The organism is Streptomyces sp. OZ13, from assembly GCF_052068155.1.
GTDB lineage: Bacteria > Actinomycetota > Actinomycetes > Streptomycetales > Streptomycetaceae > Streptomyces.
This window is the reverse complement of record NZ_JBQHCZ010000025.1, coordinates 19,724-43,727: the sequence shown is the minus strand read 5'-3', so window position 1 is coordinate 43,727 and position 24,004 is coordinate 19,724. Positions and strand designations below refer to the sequence as shown.

Here is a 24,004-nt window from a genome sequence, read left to right as displayed (position 1 = left end):
ACGGACCTGGCCCACATATCCTGCTTCGGCCGTCGTCCCCCAAGATCCGCCGGACAGCAGCCCGCCCGTAGTCGTCACCAACTGCCCGCGTTCGAACCTTGACGGCCGTCAGGGGCTGATGATCAGCCCCACCGTCGCCAAGGCGCCGCCCGTGAGGGCCAGGAGCGCCATTCGCTGGGCGTTGCGTACGTAGCCCTGGCGGCGCTTGCGCTCCCTGCGGACCGCGACCTTCGTCCCCAGGTGCACCCGCCTGGTGTTCTGCGGGTCGAAGACCAGGGGGTAGCTCTGTCCGACGACGTGGGCGTGGCCCACGCTCGCACCCGTTTGGTGCCGGCCGGAGCCTTCCGGGGACTGCCACTCGTAGACAGCGCTCGCGTAACCGTTGGTGCCGAACGGCACTAGGCTCACCAGCTCCGCTCGCACCTCGACGCCGGATTCGTACAGTTCCGTCATCTTCTTGAGCTCCGCTCCTTCGCCTTTGATCAGCATCAGGCCGAAGAAGCAGAAGGCCGCGGATGCGAGGACGGCAAGGAGGAGCACGGTCATCACCAGGTTCACAGACGGACGGTACGGCACCACAGGTTCAATTCGAAAGCCCCGCAGACTCTTCACCGGCAGGGACTTCGCCACCTACGATCACGCGCATGTCGATCTCTTCGCCCGTCCCCGTCCTCCTGGCGACAGGGGCATCGAACTCCGCTCCACCGGTGAGGAGCTGCTGCTGCGGCGTCCGGACGCCGAGCTGCGCATACCGTTCGCCGCGATCGCCCGGGTCCACGCCGAACGGCGCGACATCCTCCTGGAGCTGACCGCTCCGGCGGGAGTCGATCCGACGGTGTACCGCGTCAGCGACGTCAGCGCGGCCGCCGCAGGCGTCTTCGCCGACGCGGTGAACGCCGCTCTGCCGGAACAGACCGCGGACGACGAGACAGTCGACGGCTCCACGCTTGTCGTGATCCGGAGCCTGGTCATCGGCGACGAAGGCGAAGACGAAGCGGACGAGAACCTGGTCCAAGTCGGATTGCCCTCCCACGGCATCCGGCTGATGTACACCGGCTGCGCGGCCATCGCAGCCCTGGCCGTCGTCGTCGGTGTGCTGGGCGGGGACTGGAGTCGGGCCATCGCGACGCTGCTGCTCGGGGCGACGGGCGTGGCCTGCTCCTACTTCGTTGTGATGCTGTTCGCGATGGTGTGGCGGGACTGGTACCTGCCCCGCTACGGCATCACTGTGGAGGGGCGGCAGGTGTTCCGGGAGGACGACGGCGACACCGTCCACGCGTTCTCGGCCACCGACGGCGTGACCCGCTACATCCTCGGCCACAACAAGGGGAAGACTGTCCGGATCGCCTACCACCCGAAAAACCCCGCGTACGCCGCCGTCTGCCCTGCGACGGGCGACAGGGTGCTCATGCTCGTCGTTTCAATGGTCGCCGCCGTCATCGCGGGGTTCATGAACTACGGGACGTACCAGCTCGTGCTCCCCGCCTTCACAGGCTGATTCTGGTCCTGCGCGTCGGGTCGTGCCGCAGCGGCACGGACGGTCGAGGCGTCGAGGAGGGAGGAACAACCGGGTGCTGGACATCGAGAAGCACTCCTTACACGCCACGGCCTGCAGCCGCTGGCAGCACAGCGCGGCGACCGAGGTCCGGCGGCGGGAGCGGCCGCGCACGCGGATGACGGGAGTGTCCGCGTCGGCCCCAGGTGCGGGCACGGGGCGGCGTCATTGAGAAGCCGGCTTCGTCCTCGAAGACAATCCAGGCCCCGGATGCCGCCGCGAGCCTTTTACCCGGGGCCACACCTCCTTCTTCCACAGCTCCACCGCGTGCTCGTCCCGCTCGAGGGCTCTGCGGGCAGGTGCTTGCCAGGACCGGCCGTGCCGTTTCAGCAGTCGCCACACCGTGGCCACAGACAGCTTCACCCGCAGACGCCGGCTGATCACCTTCTGAACCCGGGCCAGAGTCCAGCGTTCGTCCTCGAAGCCGTGCGCCGACGGTCCCTTGCCAAGTTCCTCCTCGAGCACGGCGAACTGGGCATCGGTGACGGTCGGGGAGTTCGCCGGGCCCGTCGAGCGCAAGGCCTCCATGCCGCCCTCGCGCCAGGCACGGCGCCAGCGTTCCACCGACCGCACGCACTCGCAGCTCTTTCGTGATCACCCCGGTCTTCCCACCCGCCGCGAACCTCTCGCCGGCCTGAAGCCGGATTCCCTCACGAAGCGCCCGACGCTCAGCGGTCAGGCCCCCACCCTCCGGATACCTCACCTCACCGGCATCCCGCAGGGATCACCAACCGTCACTATCCGACGACAACCCGAATACCTCAGTAAGAAAGCCGGTGTACGACGATCGGGGCGTCGTCATCCATGCCTCTCAGCGTGCGCCTGCCGCGCGTCCAGCGCACCCGTCGGGCGAGGTTCAGCGCGTCGGGGACGTTCGGCCAGTGGGGGTCGGCCGAAGCGCTCGGGCGACATCTTCGAGCGCGCTCGCGGAATGCCTCGCATAGGGCGGTAGTCCATCGACCGGCAAGAGGAGCTCGGCACGGCAGCCCGCCAAAGCAATGCCGCGCAGAGGCTCCCTACGTCATGCCGAAGCCCTCAACAGGCGCCGGGATGTCACGCTCTGCTGTCCTGTCGGTGACTGCGCCACTCAGTGGCCCGACCGGAAGGTTTGGATCCGCTTGCACGGCGCAGTAGATGATTACTCAGCCATACATCCCGGGAGAGGATCATCATGGGCATCATCGCCTGGATACTCATCGGCTTGCTCGCCGGAATGATCGCGAAGCTTCTGATGCCGGGCAAGGACCCCGGCGGCCTCATCATCACCATGCTCATCGGCATCGTCGGCGGCCTTCTCGGAGGCTGGCTCGGCAAGGTCATCTTCGGCGTCGACTCGATCGACGGCTTCTTCGACCTCTCCACGTGGATCGCGGCGATCGTCGGCTCCCTGATCCTGCTCGCCCTCTACCGGCTCTTCACCGGAGGCAGGCGCTCCCATCGGCACGTCTGACGAGCGCTGCCACCCCTACAGACGAAAGGTGAACCCGTACGAGGCAGGTCGCCTCGGCGCGGTCGGTTGGCCCGAAGCATTCGCCGCGCCGGGCGCCTACGCGCTCGGCAGGGAGCTGTTGAGGCCCTCTCAAGGGTCGCCCCATGTTCTGCGAGAGGTCGCCGCGAGGGTGACATCGCGGGTCGCCCTCTGGGAGGGAGGTGGCGGTTCCGCGTAACGTGCGATCGACAGCGGAACCGCCCGGCCGCGTGTCCTGTCAAAGACGGGCCTCTCGCTCGCACGCTACAACGCCGCCGCCCGGCACGCGGGGCCCGGGTCGCGGGACGATTCGGCTGAGTTGAGCCCCGGGCGACCGCCCGCGCGACGGTCATGCAGCAGGGACGAGAGGGAGCCTCCGCATGATCTCCTCGACCAGTAGCGCCGGTTCCGCGGTACGCGATCCTGGCCGGCGCCCCGGCCGGGTGGACAACGTGCCGGTGAGGTGGGGGAGGGGATGGCGTGGGGCTGTTCACACGAAGCGCAGCGCACGGCGACAACGACGAGGGCGGTGCAGGTGAGGGGCGGTGGCTGCAGCAGGCGTCGGGCGACGCCGTGTTCGACGGAGCGGAGTTCGTCGACCGGTTCGCGGTGCTGCGCCGGGAGAGTCCGCGGGGCGGGATCGCCTTGGTGCACGCGATGAACGACGGCAGCGCGGCTGTGAAGACGGCTGTGCGCGCCCTGCGCGAGCGTCACGGGGCACGGCCGGCCGGCCGGTATGCGTGCGTGGTCGCGGCGCAGACCCGGGTCCAGGTGACACAGCCGGAGGTACCTCAGCTCGTGGCCTGCGACCTCGACGGGGCCGGCGAGGTGTACGACACGACCTGGGCCCAATTGGCGGCCGCCCTCGGGCAGCCGGCACCGTACTGGTTCCACGCGCTGCGCGACCGCGACGCGATCGCCGCCCGGCGCCCGGGCGCACCGCCGGCGATGGTGCCCGCGCACGACATCGTCGTCCCGGTCACAGCGCTGACCGAGCTCGCCGCGGACGAGCCGGACGGATCTCCGGCGGCCGAGGTGTGCTGGTACCTCGCCCGCGAAGTCCGCCGCCGCGGCCACGCCGAGACCACCCGCAGCATCGACGAGCTCCGCAAGAACCAGGCGGAGGGCGGGGACGGAACCCACCTCGTCCTCGGCGCGGTGCCGGCCCCGCTGCTGCGCCCCGCCCCCGCAGAGCCGACGGAGATGGTCCGCCGGGCCGGCTGGCTGAGCATCACCGAACGCCGCGACGTCCTCGGGCATCGGGTCGCCGCGTTCGCCGAGCGGTGGGGCGCCGTCGAGGACTGGCACACCGGGGCCATGACCAGCTCGTCGGTGCGGACCAGGTCCAGCGGCTGCCTGCCGGGAAGGGCAGGGTGCCCCCTCAGTCCGGTACGGCCGTCTGAAGGAGGGGAGCGCCGTCCTTCTTCCTTCGTCTTCGATGTGTTCGATCACCGTTGCCACGAGCCGCGCCACAGTGGTGTGAAAAGGCGTCCTCGCCAGGTCATGGCGGCGGGCCGGATGACGCAGTCCCTGCGGAGCGGCTACAGGCGTCGGTGCGGGGATCGGACGGGCTCAGCACCCGCCGACCGAGCGAAGTTCCGTACCGAAGTAGTAGAGCGGGGAACAGTGCCTGACGTGACGAACCATTTGCAGCAGCCTGATGCTGAGCATCAGCGACCCAAAGGTGTGTCCGACTCGACGGTGGAAGCGTTGGGAGCGCTGTCCAAGGCGCTGGAGACGACGGAGCGGGCCCGCGGCGCATTGTACGAGTTCCATCAACTGACGGGCACCGCTGACCTGATTTTGGACGATGCGGTTCGTCTGCTGCGTGAGGCCGGTCATGCGGAGCAGGCGAAGCGGGTGGAGGAGGAGATCCTCGGCCGCAATGTCATCCCCGGCCACTGGACATTTCAGATTATCGAGGCCTACAACAGCACGTACTACCGGCCGTTTCAAACGCTCGAGGAGGACCTCCGTAACCAGCTCGTCGACGGAAAAGATCATTTGTATGAGTCGGAGATGAAGGAAGCCCGCCGCACCAGAAACCACCCCGACCACGTCGCTCGCCTGCAACCGTGATCACACAGGCACTTCCGCCGACGAAAAGCGGGCGGCATCTGAGGCGTGAAGCGCGCCGTCCACTCGATCTCCTCCAGCCGCAGCCACCGCTCCCCGCCGTCCTGATCGGGCAGGCAGAACCGCGCGTCCCCGGCCGCGTCCGCCTCGTACGGGGCGTCCCCGACCGCCCGCAGCAGCGTCCGCAACCTTGGATACGGGGCCTGCGTCGCCCGGCCGCGCACGCCTATCCGCATGAGCGGGCGAGCGCGTGTGCGCATGCCTCGTCGAGCAGGTTCCGCAGTCGTGAGGTCGTGGGTGCGATGGCGGTAGCGAGCAGTGCCGGGCCGCCTGCCAGTGGTGCGAGGACGGCGCACCCGTCCTTGGTGCCTTGCCGAGCAGCACGGGGTCTCGTCGGTGGTCGAGGCGCGGGTCCACGATGAGGAGCTGGCCGACGGCGCGGTGTCCGTTCAGTACGGCCGGGCCGTCCCAGCCGGGTTCTGGTGCCCCGTATGCCGTGTGCTGGTCGAGCAGCGGGCGTCCGGCGCGGTGGACCAGGATCCGGCTGACGAGGTGGCCGGGTTCCTCGTCGGCCCGGCCCAGCAGTTGCTCTTCTCGCAGTGTCAGCCGTGAGGTGGCGGCGAGTTCGACGTTGTACGTCTGGTGCAGGTTGCTGCCGGCGGCGCTGATCAGCGGCTGTGGAAGCCAGCGCAGGCTGGCGTGCTCCCCGACGGTGAGGCGCACAGCGTAGGTGGCCGCGTCGCTGGTGGGGCCGCGGAGGGCGAGTGTGGCGGCGGCTGTGGTGACCTCCAGCTCGGCCCGGTCCTCGGCGGTGATGTCGAGGGTGAGACGGTCGCCGCCGAGGGGTCCGCTCATCGCGCCGATGATCCCCACCGTGGCGGCGTTGCGGTGGGTGCGCAGGCGCCGCAGGTGGAAGGGGCCGTCGCTGCGCAGCTGCGGGAGGGTGGTGACGCGTCCGTTGTGTGCGGCCCGGATCCAGGCCGTGGCAGTTACGCCGTCCGGGTGTCCGGCGGGCTCCGGGGCAGCGGGTGAGGAGATGCCGGGGCCGGAGGTGGTTCGGGTGGCGGCGAGTCGGAGTGAGCGGCTCATGCGGTTGCCCCGGCGCGCCACTGGGTGAGGTGGCCGGTGATCCAGTCGGCGACGTCGCGGATGCCGTCGTCGGTGGTGAGGCTGGTGAAGATGACGGGCAGGTCGCCGCGCTGTCGTTTCGCGTCGATGGCCATGGTGTCCAGGTCGGCGCCGACGTGCGGGGCGAGGTCGGTCTTGTTGATGACGAGGAGGTCGGCAGTGGTGATGCCGGGGCCGCCCTTGCGGGGGATGTCGTCTCCGCCGGCCACGTCGATGACGAAGATCTGCACGTCGACGAGGCCCTTGGAGAAGGTGGCGGTCAGGTTGTCGCCACCGGACTCGATGAGCACGAGGTCGAGCGGGTGGAGGGTTGCCTCGAGGTGTTCGACGGCTTCCAGGTTGGCGGAGATGTCGTCGCGGATCGCGGTGTGCGGGCAGGCACCGGTTTCGACGGCGGTGATGCGCTCGGGCGGCAGGACGGCTTCGCGCCGCAGGTACTCGGCGTCCTCGCGGGTGTAGATGTCGTTGGTGACGACGGCGATGGGCCAGCGGTCGCGCAGGGTGCGGCAGAGCGCGGCGACGGTCGCGGTCTTGCCGGAGCCGACGGGGCCGCCCAGACCGACGCGCAGCGCGCGGCGGCTGCCGTCGGAGCGGAGCGGCTCGGCACTGTGGGTGTGGCGCTGCGACATGGTCCCGGGGTGGTCGAGGTGCACGAAGAACTCCAGGTGGGAAAGGAAGGGAAGGTTTCAGGAGGCGAAGAGCCGGACGGTCCAGGCGGCGTGCTGTTCGCCGGTGATGTCCAGCAGCGGCGAGGACGCCGACGGCAGGACGTCGATGCCCTCGGCCGTGACGCGGTCCGCGGCCTGGGCGGCAGCGGTGGCGACGGCGTCAGTGTCGGAGCCGAGGCGGGCCAGCAGCCCTGAGGCGTCGAGCGGATCGAGGCTCAGCAGGCGCACCGCTGCCGTAGCCGGGCCGCCGACGTTCTCGTACGCCGCGGCGTAGGCGGCGTCCAGTGGGGTGAGCCCGGCGGCCCGGGCTGCCAGGCCCAGCACGATGGGCTGGTGGGCGCCCTGGGGACGTTCGGCGGCCAGCAGTTCCAGGTCTTCTGACGGGAAGGTGGCACGGGCGGCGCGCATCATCTGCCGGCCAAGCCTGCGGGCGACGGCACGCAGTGCGGGGACGGGGGTGCGTGCGTCGGCGGCGTCGTCCAGCAGCAGCGGGTCGATTCCGGCGGCGGCCGCGGCGGCCAGCCCGGCCGTCGTCAGGCCGGTGGTGTGCAGACGTCCGCGGCAGAACGTCTCCAGGCTGTGGGTGTCGTGTACGGCTCCGTGGGCGACGGCGGCTTCGACGCCGCCGGAATGGGCGTGCCCGCCGGCGGGGAAGCGGCCGTCGGCCAGGAGGAGCAGGGCTGCGCGGCTCATGGGTGAGCGGCTGACCTTTCGCAGGGGCGGATGGTGACGCGGTGGCCCGGGCGGGCACACCCGGCCCGCCAGGACCCTCGGGGCGGCCGGGCAGGTGGCCGTTCAGAAGAGGAAGTACCGCTGTGCCAGGGGGACTTCGGTGACGTAGGAGCGCGGTACGGTCGCCCCATTGAGTTCGGTGCGGGCGTCACTCGTCGTCGCACCGCCGATGGTGACCTCGAAGCTGTTGTGGTCGACTTCGAGGCTGTCGGGAACCGTGTCGTTCAGTTTCATGTCGGCCTTCGTGACCTGCCGGGTGCTGGTGATGTCCACGAAGTCCTTGTCGAGGCCGAGACCCGGATTACTGCTGGTGCCGTCTCCGTTGAGGCTGCCGGCCACCCCGGGAGCCACGAAGTTCACCGAGTTCCTCCCTGGGGAGCGGCCGGTGGAGCCCCAGACCGGGCGCGGCAGGTAGGGCTGCGGCGTTGTGATCGACGCGTTGGCGTCGCCGACCTGCGCGTAGGCGAGCTGGCCGCTCTTGAGGAGCATGTGCGGTTTGACGCCGAAGAACTTCGGCTCCCACAGCACCAGGTCGGCGACCTTCCCGGTCTCCACGGAGCCGACGTATTTGGCGATGCCGTGGGTGATCGCCGGGTTCACCGTGTACTTGGCAACGTACCGGCGCGCGCGGAAGTTGTCGTTCGGCTGGAGTTGCTGGTCGTTGAAGGAGTGGTCCGTGTCGTCGGTGATCGTGCGGACCTTCGCGGCTTCGAGGTCCTCCTTCAACGCCCCGTACCGGCACTTCATGACGTGCGCGGTCTGCCAGGTCCGCATGATCATTTCGCCGATGCGGCCCATCGCCTGGGCATCGGAGGACATCATGGAGATGGCGCCCATGTCGTGGAGGAGGTCCTCCGCGGCCATGGTGGACGGCCGGATCCGGGAGTCGGCGAAGGCCATGTCCGCCGGAATCTCCGGGTTGAGGTGATGGCACACGATCATCATGTCGACGTGCTCCTTGACGGTGTTGACCGTCAGGGGACGCGTCGGGTTGGTCGAGGCTGGCAGGACGTTCGGGTCCTTGACCAGCTCGATCATGTCGGGTGCGTGACCGCCGCCGGCGCCCTCGACATGGAAGATGTGGATGGAGCGTGCCTCCTTCGCCGTGAACTTCCCATCTGCGTCCCGGGCGTCGCCCGTGAAGGCTGCGTGCGTGCTCTCCAGGAACCCCGATTCGTTCAGTGAGTCGGCGTGCAGCGCGAGCTGGACACCGCGCTCTTCGCAGACGTCCAGGGCCCGGTCGATCACCGCGGGCGTGGCGCCCCAGTCCTCGTGGACCTTGAAGCCGCAGGCACCGGCGTCCACCTGCGCGTTGAGTTCGTGCTTGTTCATCGTGCTGCCCTTGCCGAGCAGGCCGATGTTGACGGGGAACCCGTCCAGCGCCTCGAAGAGCCGCCTGATGTGCCACGCGCCCGGTGTCACGGTGGTGGCCGTACTGCCCTCGGCCGGCCCCGTGCCGCCGCCGATCAGGGTGGTCACGCCCGAGGCCAGAGCCTCGTGGATCTCCTCGGGGCAGATGAAGTGGACATGGGTGTCCACGCCGCCCGCGGTGAGGATCCGCCCGTTGCCGGAGATGACCTCGGTGCTCGGCCCGACCACGAAACTCTCCGGCGTCACCGGAACCGGCACCGCATTGCCGACCGTCGTACGGTTCGGCATCTCGAACCTGTTGCTCGGGATCGGATCCATCGTCTCGGGGTTGTACGCCTTGCCGATGGCCGCGATCCTGCCGTCGCGGATGCCGATGTCGGCCTTGACCACGCCCCACCAGTCGAGGATCAGCGCGCCGGTGATGACGGTGTCCACCGGCCTGTGGTCGGTGGCGTGGCCTTTGCTGTTCCGCCCGTCCCTGGCGAGGTGCGACATCCCCATCGACTCGCGGATCACCTTGCCGCCGCCGAAGATCATCTCATTGCCGCTGTACGAAGGGCCGCCGCTCCAGTCGGCCTCGATCTCCAACGTGAGGTCCGTGTCGGCGAGCCGGACCCTGTCCCGCGTGGTCGGCCCGTACAGCGCGGTCTAATCCGCCCGCGTCAGCTCATTGCTCGGCTTCGACCGGGCCTTTTCAGGCTTCGCCTGGCCGCGGCCTCGTCCCTGCGGATTGCTCATCGGACGATCCCTTCGCGCAGTCCCTGGATCTTGGTGAGATCGCTGGTGTCGCTGCCGTCCGCCGTGACTTCACCCTGGATCTGCACCAGTTCCACGCAGCACTCGTCGCCCGGTTCGAACCGCACGGACGTGCCCGCGGCGATGTTGAGCCGTCGGCCCCTTGCCGCGTCGCAGTTCCAGAGACTGCGGTTCTGGGGGACGGTCTGACCGGCGGGGACCTCGATGCTGACGACCTTCAGCCCTGGGTTGACCTCGGCGAAGTGATAGTGGGAGCCGACCTGGATGGGACGGTCCGACTCGTTCTTCACCTTGATCTTCGTCTTGCCCGGCCCCGGCAAGGTGGTGGCGTCCGTCTGCAGGCTGACGCCCTGCGGGTCCCCGTCGAGATGTACGTTGAAGCAGATCGCGTCGTACCGGGAGACTGTGTCGTCCTCCTCGTCGCAGCTTGCGGAGGAGTTACCGCTGTCGTCGCAGTCGACCGGGGAGCCTGGCTTGCGGGGTGGCTGGGGGTGCTCGACCTTGCCCGGGTAGACCTCGGGCTCCTCCGTGGCCTCCGGGATGGGGTCGTGGATGGTGACCAGCTTGGTGCCGTCCGGGAAGGTCGCCTCCACCTGGACGTTCTTGATCATCTCCGGGACGCCGTCCATCACGTCGTCACGGGTGAGCACCCGCCGGCCAGAGTCCATGATGTCGCTGACCGTCCTACCGTCGCGTGCCGCCTCGAAGACGTGCACGGTCAAAAGGGCCATCGTCTCGGGGTAGTTCAAAGGCAGCCCCCGGTCGCGGCGCTTGCCGGCCACGTCGGCCGCGACATGGATCAGCAGGCGTTCCTGCTCATGCGGAGTCAAGTGCACGGTGACTCGTCTCTGTTGTTCGGATGGTGCGTGCGGCTGGGCATGCCCAGGTCACGGACAACGCTCCCCGGATGGCGACGGGCGCTCTCCGAGCATCAGCGCAGAAGAACGGCGAGACTGCCAGATAACGGTTGATCTACACCATCTGGTGAATCTATGTGTATGCCGACATACAGCAGGGCAGAGGGCTGATGCCTCGGCAATCGGCTCACACGGCCAAGGTCACGTCAGAACTGCCGACAGGTTCCTGACGATCACGGAAGGGATGGCACAGTGATCTGCCCAACTTGCCCATCGTGCCCGGGAGTTCACCTGGTGAAGGCCACCCCCGCCGCCGATGCCCACGGAGCCGAAACAGCAGGGGAACGTATCGGCGGCTGCCTGTGTGGCCGCATCCGTTTCACCACCCGAGGTCCGGCCGTCTTCCCCCACACCTGTGTCTGCCGCACTGTCAGAAGATCGGCGGCGCACCCGTGATGTGGTGGGTGGGATTCGAGACGGTCACCTGGGCCGATGAGGGCGGCGAGCCAACCTGGTACGAGACCTTCGAAGGCGAGGCGAAACGCGGCTTTTGCCCGACCTGCGGCAGCCGCCTCGCGGCTATCGACAGCGACATCCCAGAGTTGGGATCGAGTGGAGCGCGTCAGCGAAGCCCGCTTTGACTCCCGATAACGTCATCCCGCTTCGCCCGTCGACGGGTCGGGCACGGGCGCTGGTGCTGCTGGCGCTGGGGGTGGTGAAGGTCGCCACGGCCGAGCAGTTGCGGCAGCTGGTGCTGCCGGGGACGGCGGATGTGCAGACGGTCCGCAACGCGTGCAAGGACCTGCGCCATGCCGGGCCGGCGGAGTCGGTCGGCCGGGCGGTTCGCCCGGGCCCGTCGGGCAGGCCGGTGCGGCACGATCTGTGGAACTTGACGACGGCCGGTCTGGCGGCGGCGGCGAGCGAGCTCGGGCGCGAGGTACGAGAGATGGGCGGCACGGCGCGGGATGCGGCGAAGGCCGGTGCCGCGCACGCCCTGGCGGTCACCGACACGATCGACGCGTTCCGCCAGTCGCCGCCGTTGCCGACGAAGCCGGTCGCCGCCGCACCGCCAGGCCGCCAGCGGGTGCTGCCGGTGCGGCCGCAGGGGCTTGGGCATCTGCGGGGCGGGAGACGGAGGTGTCGCTGCCGGTGGCGGGGACGTTCACCGCCCCGGCGAAGGGCTCCTTGCGTTCGGACGCGGTGCTCATCGCGCCGGAGGACGAGATGCCGGTGCTGGTCGTGGAGGTCGACAACCACACCGAGCCGGCCGAGGTCGTCGCCCAGAAGATCGTCGGCGACCGCGCGTTCTTCCGCCGGCAGGTCAAGGACCACCGCGGCCGCGACATCCCGCTGTGGACGACGCTGTGGGACGAATCCGGCCGCGGCGGCTACCCCCCGGTCGCCTTGGTGTTCACCAAGGACGTCGGTCCGGAGGCGCGGATGCGCCGCATGAAGAAGATCAAGGAAGCCTCCCGTGCCTGCTGGGAAGGCCACTGGCACACCGACACCGGCTGGCAGCCGCCCGTCGACGGCGAGCAGCAGGGCGGCTGGTGGGACTACACCGACACCGTCCCCGTCATCGCCACCCACCTTGAGCACCTGCGCGCCAAGGGCCCGCACGGGCCGATCTGGTGGCGCTTCGGCCGCTCCAACTGGCAGCCCCTGACCGACGCACTGACCAACACCCGCACCAAGGCGGAGTACGACGCCCGCGAGGCGGTCGAGTCCCGCGGCTGGCACGACGAGGTGTGGAGCGATCCGCCGGACGCCGAGTTGGCCAACGTCCCGTTCCCGGAGTTCATCAGGAACCAGACGCTTCGACAGATCAGCACCCGCACCCTGCCCCGACGGGCCACCCGCCCGCTACGACCACGGCGGCGGAGAACTCCGCGTTCGCGGTGCGGGACCAGCATCACCGCCCGGCCGGCCTCCTGCTCAGGCACAGGCCGGGCTGAGGCGCGTTCCTCGGCGATCTGCCCCGTCATTCGTTCAAGGACACGTTCGGCGACGGCGAGTTGGTCCCGCTCGGCCCGCACTTCCGTGAGCTGTTCGGCCAGCCGTTCTTCGAGTTCGTCCAGTTCCGCGCGCCGCGCAGGTGTCTCCCGGCGTCTTGGTCGCGGGCTCCTCGGCCGGCCTCGCATCGTAGGCGCACCGCGGCGGCACCACAACGGTGCCGGTGGTCTGCGGCCCAGTGCGGCGGGGTGAGGTTCCCACCTGCGCAACTGCGCGTTGTGGACTTCGGTTTCTCTTGCCGCGCGGCGTCCGGGGCCGCGAAAGTGCAGGCCCAGTACCGCTTTTACCCGCGGTCTTGTATCCCTACCGCAGCCCCGCCGGAACGACGGCCACTCGGCCGCGGTCCGCCGGGCCGTCGCCTCCGGAGGCGCCATGAGGTTTCCCCCTTCCCGAAGACCGGCCGTCGCGTCGGCCGCCGCTCTCGCCGTCGTCCTCGCCACCCTGGCGGCTCCCTCCGCCGCCCATGACACGGCGCCGCCGTCCCGGCCGGCGCCGGCAGCGGCCGATGGACGGTCCGCGCCGCCCGTCACCGTCACGCTGATCACCGGCGACAAGGTGACGGTCACCCCGGGGACCGGCGGAGCCCCGCCCGGGGTGAGCGTGCGGCGGGCGCCGGGGGCCACGGGGTCGGTACGCGTCAGCCACGAGGACGGCGGCGTCCACGTGTATCCCGACGAGGCGGTGCCCTACATCGCCGACGGGCGGCTCGACAAGGAACTGTTCGACGTCACCGGGCTGGTGGCCCAGGGGTACGACGACGCGCACACGGCCTCGTTGCCGCTGATCGTCACGCACGGGAAGGACCCGGAGCCGGCCCCGGCTCTCCCGGGGGCCGAGACCACGCTGAACCTGCCCGTGATCCATGGCAAGGCCGTGCGCGCCCGGCGGTCGAAGGCCGCCGCGTTCTGGTCGGCCCTCACGGACAAGAACAGGGAGAAGCGGGAGCCCGCGTTCGCCGCCGGCGTGGAACGGGTGTGGCTCGACGGGAGGGCGCGGGGGACACTCGCGCGGAGCACCGCGCAGATCGGCGCACCGGCGGCCTGGGCCGGTGGCGGCACCGGGGAGGGCGTGCGGGTCGCCGTCCTGGACACCGGAGTGGACGCCGCCCACCCGGACCTGAAGGACCGTATCGTCGCGGCGAAGAGCTTCGTGCCCGGCGAGGAGGTCACCGACCGCTACGGGCACGGAACGCACACCGCCTCGACCGCCGTCGGGACGGGCGCCGCATCCGGGGGTACGGAGAAGGGGGTCGCGCCCGGGGCCGACCTGCTGGTCGGCAAGGTTCTCAACGACCGCAACGTCGGCCAGGACTCCTGGATCATCAAGGGCATGGAGTGGGCCGCGCGGACCGAGCACGCCAAGGTGATCAGCATGAGCCTCGGCAACTCGGCCCACCGGGGCCAGGACAATCCGCTGAGCCAGGCACTGAACCGGCTGAGCGAGGAGACCGGCGCGCTGTTCGTGGTCGCCGCCGGGAACGACGGGGAGCAGGGCGCGTACACGCTGGGCGCGCCGGGCACCGCCGAGGCGGCGCTCACGGTCGGGTCCGTGGACGGCTCGGACGAGCTCGCCGCCACCTCCAGCCTCGGCCCGCGTCAGGACGACGACGGCCTGAAGCCGGACCTGACCGCCCCCGGGGTGGACGTCCTCGCGGCGCGCTCGCAGTTCACGGAGTACGGCGAGGGCTACTACACGACGCAGAGCGGTACGTCGATGGCGACGCCGCACGTCGCCGGCGCCGCCGTGCTGCTGGCCCAGAAGCACCCGGAGTGGACGGCGCGGCAGCTCAAGGACGCGCTGATGAGCACCACCGTGCCGACGCCCCGGTACACCCCGTACCAGGCGGGCACCGGCCGGCTGAGCGTGCCGAACGCGTACTACGGGGAGGTCTTCGCCACCGGCTCGGTGGACGCGGGGCTCGTCCGGCACGGCGCCGAACGAACGTCGTTGGAGCGGCAGATCACGTACACCAACGCGTCGGACGCCCCGGTCACGCTGGACCTGGCGGTCGAGCCCGGCGACCACTTCTCCCTGGGCGCCGGGCAGATCACCGTGCCCGCGCACGGCACTGCGCGGGTCGCGCTGGTGGCCGATCCGCGCGGGCTCGCGCCGGGGCAGTACAGCGCCCGGGTCACGGCCCGCCACAACGGCACACCGGTGTACACGGCCGCCGGTTTCTCGGTCGAGGCGGAGCGGCACACGCTCGCCGTCGGTCTGAAGGACCGGTCCGGTCGGCCGCTGGACGGTTACGTCTACATCCGGGGCGCCGCCGGGGGCTCGTGGATCCTCCAGGCCATCGACGGCAAGGTCGCGCGACGGCTGCCGCCGGGCTCGTACACCGTCTTCTGCCTCACCGAGGTGGAGGGCGTGAACGGCCCGCACTCGCTCGGGCAGGTGGCGTTCGTGGAGCCCGAGGTCGAGCTGACCGGGGACCGGACCGTGGAGTTCGACGCGTCGCGGGCGCGGCGGATCGAGGTCCGTACTCCCGGGAAGAACACGATCGCGCAGAGCCGGATCGACATCTTCCGGAACTGGACGTCCCCCGAGCCCGTGCCGGACTGGAGCGCCCTGTACGACGTGACGTTCCCGTCACCCGTGTACGACAGCCTGTGGGCGGTGCCGACCGGCGGCAAACCGGAGAAGGGCAGTTTCGCCTTCGGCACCCGGATCCGCGCCGTGCAGCCGCCACTGACCCTGGCGTACGAGGGCCGCAAGGTGGACGACGCGCTCGTCCAGCCCGGCTCTGGGACGCTGCCCGCCGGTACGTCGAAGCTGGACGCCGTGTTCGCCGGCACCGGTACGCCGGAGGAGTACGCCGGTGTATCCGCCGGCGGGAAGGCCGTGGTCGTCCGGGGCAGCGACACCGTGAGCCCCGCGGAGCGGGCCGCGGCGGCCGGTGCGGCGGGTGCGGCAATGCTGCTGGTGGTCCACGAGGGCCGCGGGCGCGCCCTGGACGTGTACGGCGAGGGCACGATCCCGGTCGTCTCGCTGACCCGGGACAACGGTGAGGCGCTGATCGGGAGGATCGCGGACAGGAACGGCGTACGGCTCACCCTCGAGGCCCACCCGTCTCCGGAGTATCTGTACGACCTGGCGGACTACCACTCCGGCGGCGTCCCCGAGGACCCCTCGCCCGGCACCGGCCCAGGCGACCTCGCCCGGCTCGACCTCGAGTTCGCCCCGCCCGCCGGGGCGCGGACCACTGAGCGGCGGCTGGACTACCCGCCGTACATATCGCCCGGAACGGCGGCCCCCTGGCCGGCGGCCGCACCGGTCGCCCCGGGCCCGCGCACCGACTGGGTCTCCGCCGGCGACGGGGTGTCGTGGAAGCAGGAGGGCGTACTGCCGGAGATCGGCACCATGAGGACCGACCAGATCGCCCACGAGCCGGGCAGCGTACGGGAGGACCGCTGGTTCGGTCCCGTGTACCGGCCCCGGCTGCTCGAGAGCAACAGGCTGCACCGCGGTACGGACTGGATGGACGCCGCCATCGATACGCTGGGCGACGGGGGAACGGCCCACGCCGGCCGGTCGGGCGGGGGGACCATCTCGCTCTACCGGGGTGACACGCTGCTGAGGCAGTTCACCGACCACCCCATCCTCATCGCCGGTGAACTGCCGCCGGAGGAGCTGCCGTACCGGCTGGTGATCGACACGCGGGGGCGGACGGACATCACCCCGTACTCGAGCGAGACCCACACGGAGTGGGCCTTCACCTCCGGCTCCCGCGCGGAGCCCGAGGCCGTGCCGCTCGTGCAGCTGGACTACGGGGTGGACCTCGACGCGGAGGGCCGGGCCGGCCGCGGGTCGCTGCTCTCCGTCGCGCCCTCCGTGGTGGGCGGTGCCGCCGAGAGTGCCGTCGGCACGATCGAGATCAGCTACGACGACGGAAGGACCTGGACGCGCGCCGCCGCGAAGGAGAAGAAGGGCGTCTGGCGGACGGGCCTGGACGCTCCCGCCGGGGCGGAGTTCGTGTCCCTGCGGGTGACCGCGGGACAACCCGGCGACGGTGGCGTCACCCAGACGGTGATCCGCGCGTTCGGCCTGAGGTGAATCCCTGGCGCCGCGCTCACGAGGCGCGGCGCCGGGACAGGGGCCGGCACCGCGCTCCTCCGCGCGGCGCCGGCCCTGCGCATCTGCGCAACTGCGCTCATTCCCCCATGTGTTGGCTTGCCCCGTCGCTTCCCCAGGAGCAAGGCTGCTTGCGGCCGCACGTGTCCTGACCAGCAGGTACGGGGACTTGCGGCGGTTATGTCGAAGAGAGAGATCCCGGACGTGAATTCCTCCAGAGAACCCCGCCGCCGTTTCGCCGCCACCGTGGCGATCACGGCCGCCGCGGTCGCGCTGACGGCCCTGCCCGTCTCCGCCGACGACACCTCCACGGGCGCCGCCGGCACGAAAGCGCTCCCGCAGGTCAAGGCGGCGCCCCGACCGGGCGCCGCGATCGTCCCGCTGTCTCCCGGCGAGCGGCGCCAGTTGCTCGACCGGGCCACCGAGAGCGGCCCGCAGACGGCCCGCGCGCTGAAGCTCGGCGCCCGGGAGAAGCTGATCGCCCGCGATGTGATCAAGGACGCCGACGGCTCGGTGCACACCCGTTACGAGCGCACGTACGCGGATCTGCCCGTCCTCGGCGGCGACCTGGTCGTGCACGAGCGCCCCGCCGGCCGCACCGTCACCTACGCCTCGACGGCCGAGCTGACCCTGCCGACGGCCGAGGCGAAGGTGCCGGCCGCCGCCGCGAAGAAGCTCGCGCTGGGCAAGGCCAAGGAGCAGGGCACCGCCAGGGGGAACGCGGACAAGGCGCCCCGTCTGGTCGTGTGGCTGGCGGACGGCGGAGCGAAGCTGGCGTGGGAGACGGTCGTCACCGGCCTCCAGAAGAACGGTTCCCCCAGCGAGCGGCACGTCGTGACCGACGCCGCCGACGAGACCGTGCTGGGCAACGGCGAGAACGTGAAGTCCGCCGACGGCCACGGCATGTACAGCGGGCAGGTCACGATCGGCTCGGTCCGCCAGGACGACGGCACGTACGCGCTGATCGACAACGAGCGCGGCGGACACCGCGTGCTCGACTCCAGCAACAGCTGGAGCGGCGTCCTCATGACGGACGACGACGACGTCTGGGGCGACGGAGACCCGCGGCACCCCCAGACCGCGGCGGTGGACGCCGCGCACGGCATGCAGACGACGTGGGACTTCTACAAGGAGCGCTTCGGCCGCAACGGCATAGCCGACGACGGCCGCGGCGGCTACTCCCGCGTCCACTACCAGGCCCAGCTCGGGGTCCCGCTGGCCAACGCCAACTGGCAGGACAGTTGCTTCTGCATGAGCTACGGCGACGGCCGCGACGGCCTGCACCCCGTGCTCGCCCTGGACATCACCGCGCACGAGATGGCGCACGGCGTCACCTCCGCCACGGCCGCGCTGGGTGACTTCGGCGAGTCGCCGGCCCTCAACGAGGCGATCAGCGACATGATCGCCGCCGCGGTGGAGTTCCACGCGGACAACCCGAAGGACGTGCCGGACTACCACCAGGCCGAGCTGGCCGACCTGCGCGGCAACGGCGGACCGATCCGGTACATGGACCACCCGTCCAAGATCGGCGAGTACTACGGCCACACGCCGATGGACTACTGGTCGCCGGACGCCAAGTGGGCCGAGTCGCACATGGCGGCCGGGATCGGCGACCACTTCTTCTATCTACTGGCCGAGGGCAGCGGCGCGAAGACCATCAACGGTGTCGCGTACGACAGCCCCACATACGACGGCCTGCCGGTGGCGGGCATCGGCCTGCACGACGCCACGGACGTGATCTACCGCGCGCTGACCGTCTACATGACCAGCCGCACCGACTACCAGGGCGCCCGCACCGCGACCCTCCAGGCCGCCGCGGACCTCTACGGCGCGCAGAGCGACGCGTACGAGGCCGTGGCCAACGCCTGGGCGGCCGTCAACGTCGGCAACCGGTACGTCAACCACATCGCCGTCGAGCCGACGCCATTCGAGGCCGTGGCCGTCGGCCAGCCGGTCGACCGCCGGATCACCGCCGTCAGCACCCGTCCCGGCGCGCTCTCCTTCACCGCCAAGGCGCTGCCCAAGGGCCTGACGATCGACGCCGCCACCGGCAGGATCACCGGCACGCCGGAGAAGGCCGGTACCTACGACACCGGGATCGACATCACGAACGCGGCCGGTGACGTCCGGACGCTGGCGTTCACCTGGACCGCGGTGGAGTCCGGCGGACACTACTTCGTCAACCCGACCCTCACCGCGATCCCGAAGAACGGCACTGCCGAGTCCGCCCTGCTCGTACGGGGCCGACCGGGCAACGCCCCGGCCGATCTGAAGGTCACCGTGAGCATCGATCATCAGTTCGGCAACGCCATGCTGCTTGACCTGATCGCCCCCGACGGCACGGTCATCCCCGTCAAGCCCTGGGGCCCGTGGGTGATCGCCCCCGGCCTCAACGAGACGTACACGGTCGACACCTCCGCCGTCGCCGCGACGGGCACCTGGAAGCTGCGGGTCACCGACGGCACGCCCGGCATCTTCACCCTGGAGCCGGGCCGGCTGAACGCGTGGAGCCTCACCTTCTGACCCCGGACCGCGTGACGGCCCGTCAAAGGCGCCGGGCCGTCACGCCCCGTGCTTCAGCCACCCCCGCTCCGCCGCCATCAGCGCGATCTGGAAGCGGGTCCGCGCGCCGAGCGCGGCGCCCACGTAACTGACGTGCTTCTGCACGGTGCGGCGGCTCACCCGCAGCACACGGGCGATCGTCTCGTCCTTCATCCCGGTCGCCATCAGATGCAGGATCTCCCGCGTCCTCAGGTCCGGCCCGGAGAGCGCCGGCTCACCCCCGGGCACCGGCCCCTCGCCCAGGCTCTCCAGCGACACCGGCTCCGCCCGCTCCCACACGTTCTCGAACAGCTCCACCAGGGCCGTCACCAGGGCGGGCGAGTGCACCACCATGGAACCCGACGACGGTTCCTCCTCCCGTACCGGCAGCAGCGCCGCCGACCGGTCGAAGACCGCCAGCTTCACCGGCAGCCGCGCCGCCAGCCGCAGCTCGCCGCCCTGCCGGGTCCCGTACACGGCCGTGGCAAGGGAGCGCACGTCGGTGAAGCCCTCCGTCTCGTACACCGACCGCATGCGCACTTCGGGCGGCAGGCCCAAGTCCTCCGGAGTCACCGTCAGACTCGTGACGTACGGGGGTTTCGAGAAGTGCAGCAGCTCGCCGGTGCTCGCCTTGAGCAGCTGGCCGTAGCGTACGGACACCTCGCCGGCGCTCTGCAGCACCTCCACCAGATGTCCGGCACGCGGCGCGGACACCACCTCGTACACCTCGTGCAGGCGGGCCACCATGCTCTCGGCCCGGTCCAGTTCGGCCCGCCGGCGGGCCAGCAGGGCGCCCAGCGACGAGCGCGGCGGGCCGGCCGCCCAGCGTGGCGGCGCGGCGTCGGTCTTCAGTACGAGGGCGGACGCGGCGAGGTGCCCGAGCACCCGGTCCGCCTCCGCCGGGGACACGCCGAGCGCCGCCGCCACTTCGGTGACGTCCGCCGACGGGACGGTCACCAGGTGCTCCAGCACCTTTCCGGCCATGGGGTCGAGGCCGGTCACCGACCACGGGTCGTCTGTGTTCGCTTGCATACGTCTGGCACTCCTGAGCTCGCGCGACGCGCTGCCCGGTGCAGCGGACGTCGTCGTTCCGCCGGGCCGGGCAGCGCATGCATCAGGTCATTCTCACCTCCCGCATGTTCGTTGCCGGTCACGTCCATATGTCAGGCTCCTGACGTGCCGGTGCAGGCACGTTCGACGCCGACTCCCGGATGCCCTCGAGGACCGTGGTCCCCGCGGTGGTTTCCCCGCTGCGGCCCCTGCCGGCTCATGATCCGGCCCGCCGCTCGACAGACCAATGTTGTCGGCCGACTTGCGCCCGGCAGAGGTCCGCCATTCCTGCTTCGGCCACGTCCTCGCCACCCTCATCGAGCCCTGCGCGGGCCTCGACCTGCCCGACCCGGTCCACCACTGCGAGCCGGTCCGTCAGCTGATCCACGGCACGGCACGACTGTGGGGGTGGACCAACGATGTGTACTCCTTCCCCATGGAGCGGCACCGGCTCAACACCCGGCCCAGACGCTGCCGCTCATCCTGGCCCAGGAGCACGGCCTGCCCCTGCCCGAAGCCTTCGCCGCGGCCTGCCGCCTGTGCGACACGGAGGCGGACACGGCCCACGGCCTTGTCAGGCCGCATCGCTCATCCCCTACCTGATTCCGGGCCCCGACGCCCACGCCTGCGGCAGCCCGGGCAGGGGGCGTTGTCTGAATCGGACGAGCGCATCGCGGCGACGACGGCCATCTACGGCGCTGGTGAGCTTCTGCTTGGGCCGGTGCTGATGATCGGCGGCGCGCTGGAAGAGATGCGCACTATGCCCTCACTGGGCAGATATTGTGCGAAGTGTGATTGAGTCTGGACGGCCGCGGCTCCGTAGGCGCCCCGGGCCGGGAAGACTTGTGAGGCTGTCGCCGGTCATCCTGACCGTCGTCATCGCCAGCCTGGCATACGCCACGCCACGGGAATTGGCCTTCAGCCGCCTCTTGCCCGCGGCGCCGGCCCTCGCCGCCGCCATGTGGCCGGTGCTCCCCACGGTCCTGCTCGGGACGGTCTGCCTCTTTCTGATGATCGGGCTCAGCCTCGTCTTCCCCGATCTGGGGACATGGTGGACGGCTGCGGGGATCATCGCGGTGACCGTGGCTGCCGCGTACGGAAGCCATGTCCGGCTCCAGCGAGAGCGCACCCTCTTCCATGTACGCCTCGTCGCCGACGCGGCGCAGCAGGTGGTGCTGAGCCCTATGCCGCGCCGCTTCGGCAGCATCGAGGTCGAGTCGCTGTATCTCGCTGCCGCCGCGGAGGCCCGCATCGGTGGGGATTTCTACGAGGTGGTCGACACGCCGTACGGCGTGAGGCTGCTCATCGGTGACGTGCGGGGCAAGGGCCTGCCGGCAGTGGGGGCGGCCGCGGCGATCGTCAACGCCTTCCGGGAGGCGGCCTACCACGAGACCGACATGGTCAACGTCGCACGCAGGCTCGACGCCAGCAGCACCCGTTACAACGCCGCCTTTCCCCCCGAGGGGCCGATGGAGCGTTTCGCCACCGCCCTTCTCGTCGAGATCCCGCACGAGGGAGGACGTATCGACGTCCTCAACTGCGGACATCCCCCGCCGCTGCTCCTGAACCGCGGGAAACTCCGTGTCCTCGAGCCGGCCACCCCCTCACCACTGCTCAGCCTCGCGGAGCTGATCGGTGATCAGTACAACGTCGACACCTTCGACTTCGCCCCCGACGACCTGCTGCTTCTCTATACCGACGGGATCACCGAGGCCCGCGCCCGCGACGGCGAGTTCTTCCCGCTGGCAGCTTGGATGCGTCGACAGCCCCCGACGCCGCCCCGCCAACTGCTCACGGCCCTTCACCGCGATCTTCTCCGCTACACCAGGGGAAGCCTTGACGACGACATCGCCGCCCTCGCCGTACGCCTGTGTGAGCCCTGAAACAACACAGGCTCGGAGGGGTCCCACGACCCGGCGGGAGGGATCTTCAGAAAACAGGGTTTCTGAAGCTCGCGTGCGGATGCCCCCCGGAGGGCGACCGGGTGGTTGTCGGGTCAGTCGGAACGCAGGCGTGCGGTCTGTGCGGTGCCGACGTCCGTGGTGCGCCGCAGGTATCGCTCGATCACGGTGAGCTCGTCGTCGGTGAAGTCCTCCAGCGTCTGGTCGAAGGCTTTGCCGGGGGCATCCCAGGCGGCTTCGATCTCGGGGGTGCGGCCACGGGTGAGGGTGACGAGCATCTTGCGCCGGTCACGGGGGTCGGGGCGGCGTTCGGCGAGGCCGGCCTTCTGGAGGCGGTCGACCAGGCGGGTGGCCGATCCGGAGGTCAGTCCTGTCAGCTCCGCGATCTCGCCCAGGGTGCAGGGCTCGGATTCCAGGGCGAGCAGGCTGACGCACTGGAGGTCGGTGGGGTGCAGGCCGAGGTGTTCGGCCATGGCCTGGTTGAACAAGGTGTAGGCGGCGTGGTGGCGCCGGGCCGCCACGGTGACCGCCTCGACCAGCTCCTCACGGGTTCGGTTTGACATGGAATCACCCTCGTGTCTATCTATATCTGCGTCACGCAGATAATGTGCGGTGCAGATAATTTGTAGCACGACCCTTGGGAGAACCCATGACCACCCACACCTCCGAGCATCTGCGTGTCCTCTACGGCCGTTGGAGCGAGATGTGGCGCGGCGACTTCAGCCACGCCAAGGAGATCCTCGACCCCGGCTTCGTCGTCCACCAGGCCCGCCCGGACGGCACCGACTCCGAGGCCACCACCGGCCCCGAGCGCCTGCTGCCCGAGATCGAGCAGACCATGGCCACCTTCGGCGACATCACCATCACCGTCGACCTCGGCCCGATCGTCGACGGCGACCTGATCTCCGCCCGCTGGACCATGCGCGCCACCTACACCGGTGGCATCCCCCAGGCCACCGCCCCCATCGGCACGAAGATCTCCTTCAGCGGCAACGACATCCTGCGCGTCCGCGACGGCCGGTTCGTCGAGTACTGGACCTGCACCGACATCCTCGACGGCCTGTCCCAGCTCGGCGCCATCTCCGGCCCCAACGGTCCTGCTCACCACTGACAGACACGACTCAACGCGCTGGCCGGGGTATCGGTCCTCCCTGTAGCCGCTTGCCTTGGTGTTGAACCAGCACGACGCGGCTGGAACTCCCAGCGGACTGCCGTGAGTTCGTGGGGTCGTACGGTGGGGGAGAGATCGATGATTACCTGTCCGTCCGTATGCCTCCCATCCCCGGCGCGTCCTGTGGAGACCTCCTCAGCAGAGCCGATCCCGCACTCTCCGACCGCTTCTCCCGTCGGGGGTGATCGCTTCCCGGCAGGCGCTCTTCGGTCCCGGAAGCCGTGCCTCCTGCTGACCGGCGGATCGCCGCCCTGCGGCAGGCCGCCCGGGACAAGCACCGGCAGGCCGTCCAACGGGCGGAGGGGGCATCCGAAGGCTGATCAAGGAGGGCGAGGAGATCAACTTCCGGGCCGTCGCCCGAAGGGCGGGTGTCAGCCTGGACTTCCTCTATGCCCACACCGACCTGCGGAGACGCATCGAGACCCTGCACGGCCAGCAACGGACCGCGGACCGGCGTGCCCCTCGGTCGACGACGGCACGGTTATCCATACTCTGACCGAAGCCCTTCGTCGTGAGCGCAACACCCACCGCGAGCGTGCCCAAGAGCCCGAACAGCGACTGGCCGCCGCACACGGCGAGATCCTGCGCTTGCCACGCGTGATGCAGTCGTATGGCCCGGGGGCTGTGAACACTCGCCAGACTGCGG

The 24,004-nt window shown here is 70.3% G+C and carries 18 protein-coding genes and 2 pseudogenes; 10 read left to right on the top strand and 10 right to left on the bottom strand.

Annotation, left to right across the window (positions count from 1 at the left end):
* Window positions 1-108: 108 nt before the first annotated feature.
* On the bottom strand, window positions 109-489 hold the full coding sequence (locus ACTMTU_RS34440; protein WP_441267360.1) for a hypothetical protein: 381 nt from the start codon (window positions 487-489) through the stop codon (window positions 109-111).
* Here ACTMTU_RS34440 and ACTMTU_RS34435 point away from each other — a divergent pair.
* Window positions 479-1,498: a hypothetical protein gene (locus ACTMTU_RS34435; RefSeq protein ID WP_441267359.1), complete on the top strand. Its 1,020-nt coding sequence runs from the start codon at window positions 479-481 to the stop codon at window positions 1,496-1,498. The genes ACTMTU_RS34440 and ACTMTU_RS34435 overlap by 11 nt on opposite strands.
* Before the next feature lie 117 nt (window positions 1,499-1,615).
* On the opposite strand, the pseudogene ACTMTU_RS34430 reads toward ACTMTU_RS34435, so the two are convergent.
* Window positions 1,616-2,258: pseudogene (locus ACTMTU_RS34430) on the bottom strand (IS630 family transposase); the annotation flags it as partial.
* Window positions 2,259-2,726: 468 nt separating this feature from the next.
* Here ACTMTU_RS34430 and ACTMTU_RS34425 point away from each other — a divergent pair.
* Window positions 2,727-3,005, top strand: a complete 279-nt coding sequence (locus tag ACTMTU_RS34425; RefSeq protein WP_441267358.1) for a GlsB/YeaQ/YmgE family stress response membrane protein — start codon at window positions 2,727-2,729, stop codon at window positions 3,003-3,005.
* 1,653 nt (window positions 3,006-4,658) lie between these two features.
* Entirely contained in the window at window positions 4,659-5,102 is a 444-nt protein-coding gene (locus tag ACTMTU_RS34420) for a hypothetical protein (RefSeq protein ID WP_441267389.1), read from the top strand.
* On the opposite strand, the gene ACTMTU_RS34415 is transcribed toward ACTMTU_RS34420, so the two are convergent.
* From ACTMTU_RS34415 to ACTMTU_RS34390, 6 genes and pseudogenes are all read right to left on the bottom strand, one after another.
* On the bottom strand, window positions 5,103-6,188 hold the full coding sequence (locus tag ACTMTU_RS34415) for an urease accessory protein UreD (RefSeq protein ID WP_441267357.1): 1,086 nt from the start codon (window positions 6,186-6,188) through the stop codon (window positions 5,103-5,105). It lies immediately after the preceding gene.
* Window positions 6,185-6,880: an urease accessory protein UreG gene (gene ureG / locus ACTMTU_RS34410; protein ID WP_441267356.1), complete on the bottom strand. Its 696-nt coding sequence runs from the start codon at window positions 6,878-6,880 to the stop codon at window positions 6,185-6,187. The genes ACTMTU_RS34415 and ureG overlap by 4 nt, the downstream gene beginning before the upstream one ends.
* A gap of 33 nt (window positions 6,881-6,913) precedes the next feature.
* Entirely contained in the window at window positions 6,914-7,588 is a 675-nt protein-coding gene (locus ACTMTU_RS34405; protein ID WP_441267355.1) for an urease accessory protein UreF, read from the bottom strand.
* Between the two features lie 102 nt (window positions 7,589-7,690).
* A complete protein-coding gene (locus ACTMTU_RS34400; protein ID WP_441267388.1) occupies window positions 7,691-9,640 on the bottom strand; it encodes an urease subunit alpha in 1,950 nt (649 codons plus the stop codon).
* A 92-nt stretch (window positions 9,641-9,732) separates the two neighbouring features.
* A complete protein-coding gene (locus tag ACTMTU_RS34395) occupies window positions 9,733-10,074 on the bottom strand; it encodes an urease subunit beta (protein WP_441267387.1) in 342 nt (113 codons plus the stop codon).
* Window positions 10,075-10,293: 219 nt separating this feature from the next.
* Window positions 10,294-10,590: pseudogene (locus ACTMTU_RS34390) on the bottom strand (urease subunit gamma); the annotation flags it as partial.
* Between the two features lie 1,158 nt (window positions 10,591-11,748).
* Between ACTMTU_RS34390 and ACTMTU_RS34385 the strand changes: the two are divergent.
* The 3 genes from ACTMTU_RS34385 (at window position 11,749) to ACTMTU_RS34375 (ending at window position 19,218) form a co-directional block, all read left to right on the top strand.
* Window positions 11,749-12,816: a hypothetical protein gene (locus ACTMTU_RS34385; RefSeq protein ID WP_441267354.1), complete on the top strand. Its 1,068-nt coding sequence runs from the start codon at window positions 11,749-11,751 to the stop codon at window positions 12,814-12,816.
* 180 nt (window positions 12,817-12,996) lie between these two features.
* Complete coding sequence (locus tag ACTMTU_RS34380; RefSeq protein WP_441267353.1) at window positions 12,997-16,677, top strand: S8 family serine peptidase; 3,681 nt, start codon at window positions 12,997-12,999, stop codon at window positions 16,675-16,677.
* Window positions 16,678-16,899: 222 nt separating this feature from the next.
* Window positions 16,900-19,218, top strand: coding sequence for a M4 family metallopeptidase (locus ACTMTU_RS34375; protein ID WP_441267352.1), 2,319 nt, complete (start codon window positions 16,900-16,902; stop codon window positions 19,216-19,218).
* Window positions 19,219-19,257: 39 nt separating this feature from the next.
* Here ACTMTU_RS34375 and ACTMTU_RS34370 read toward each other — a convergent pair whose 3' ends face one another.
* Window positions 19,258-20,268 carry a helix-turn-helix transcriptional regulator gene (locus ACTMTU_RS34370; RefSeq protein WP_441267351.1) on the bottom strand — a complete coding sequence of 337 codons (1,011 nt, stop codon included), beginning with the start codon at window positions 20,266-20,268 and terminating at the stop codon, window positions 19,258-19,260.
* 265 nt (window positions 20,269-20,533) lie between these two features.
* Between ACTMTU_RS34370 and ACTMTU_RS34365 the strand changes: the two genes are divergently transcribed.
* Both ACTMTU_RS34365 and ACTMTU_RS34360 read left to right on the top strand, forming a co-directional pair.
* On the top strand, window positions 20,534-21,085 hold the full coding sequence (locus tag ACTMTU_RS34365; protein ID WP_441267350.1) for a terpene synthase family protein: 552 nt from the start codon (window positions 20,534-20,536) through the stop codon (window positions 21,083-21,085).
* A 46-nt stretch (window positions 21,086-21,131) separates the two neighbouring features.
* Window positions 21,132-22,169: a PP2C family protein-serine/threonine phosphatase gene (locus ACTMTU_RS34360; protein ID WP_441267349.1), complete on the top strand. Its 1,038-nt coding sequence runs from the start codon at window positions 21,132-21,134 to the stop codon at window positions 22,167-22,169.
* A gap of 113 nt (window positions 22,170-22,282) precedes the next feature.
* Here ACTMTU_RS34360 and ACTMTU_RS34355 read toward each other — a convergent pair whose 3' ends face one another.
* On the bottom strand, window positions 22,283-22,750 hold the full coding sequence (locus ACTMTU_RS34355; protein WP_441267348.1) for a MarR family winged helix-turn-helix transcriptional regulator: 468 nt from the start codon (window positions 22,748-22,750) through the stop codon (window positions 22,283-22,285).
* 86 nt (window positions 22,751-22,836) lie between these two features.
* Here ACTMTU_RS34355 and ACTMTU_RS34350 point away from each other — a divergent pair, with 86 nt between their 5' ends.
* On the top strand, window positions 22,837-23,298 hold the full coding sequence (locus ACTMTU_RS34350; protein ID WP_441267347.1) for an ester cyclase: 462 nt from the start codon (window positions 22,837-22,839) through the stop codon (window positions 23,296-23,298).
* Window positions 23,299-23,665: 367 nt separating this feature from the next.
* Window positions 23,666-23,854: a DUF6262 family protein gene (locus ACTMTU_RS34345; protein ID WP_441267386.1), complete on the top strand. Its 189-nt coding sequence runs from the start codon at window positions 23,666-23,668 to the stop codon at window positions 23,852-23,854.
* Window positions 23,855-24,004 lie beyond the last annotated feature (150 nt).

Excerpts from the sequence above, each read along its gene's own strand:
- ACTMTU_RS34405 (WP_441267355.1), bottom strand. The coding sequence starts at position 7,588 with ATGAGCCGCGCAGCCCTGCTCCTCCTGGCCGACGGCCGCTTCCCCGCC.
- ACTMTU_RS34350 (WP_441267347.1), top strand. The coding sequence starts at position 22,837 with ATGACCACCCACACCTCCGAGCATCTGCGTGTCCTCTACGGCCGTTGG.
- ACTMTU_RS34440 (WP_441267360.1), bottom strand. The coding sequence starts at position 489 with ATGCTGATCAAAGGCGAAGGAGCGGAGCTCAAGAAGATGACGGAACTG.
- ACTMTU_RS34355 (WP_441267348.1), bottom strand. The coding sequence starts at position 22,750 with ATGTCAAACCGAACCCGTGAGGAGCTGGTCGAGGCGGTCACCGTGGCG.
- ACTMTU_RS34365 (WP_441267350.1), top strand. The coding sequence starts at position 20,534 with ATGTTGTCGGCCGACTTGCGCCCGGCAGAGGTCCGCCATTCCTGCTTC.
- ACTMTU_RS34370 (WP_441267351.1), bottom strand. The coding sequence starts at position 20,268 with ATGCAAGCGAACACAGACGACCCGTGGTCGGTGACCGGCCTCGACCCC.
- ACTMTU_RS34380 (WP_441267353.1), top strand. The coding sequence starts at position 12,997 with ATGAGGTTTCCCCCTTCCCGAAGACCGGCCGTCGCGTCGGCCGCCGCT.
- ACTMTU_RS34425 (WP_441267358.1), top strand. The coding sequence starts at position 2,727 with ATGGGCATCATCGCCTGGATACTCATCGGCTTGCTCGCCGGAATGATC.
- ACTMTU_RS34415 (WP_441267357.1), bottom strand. The coding sequence starts at position 6,188 with ATGAGCCGCTCACTCCGACTCGCCGCCACCCGAACCACCTCCGGCCCC.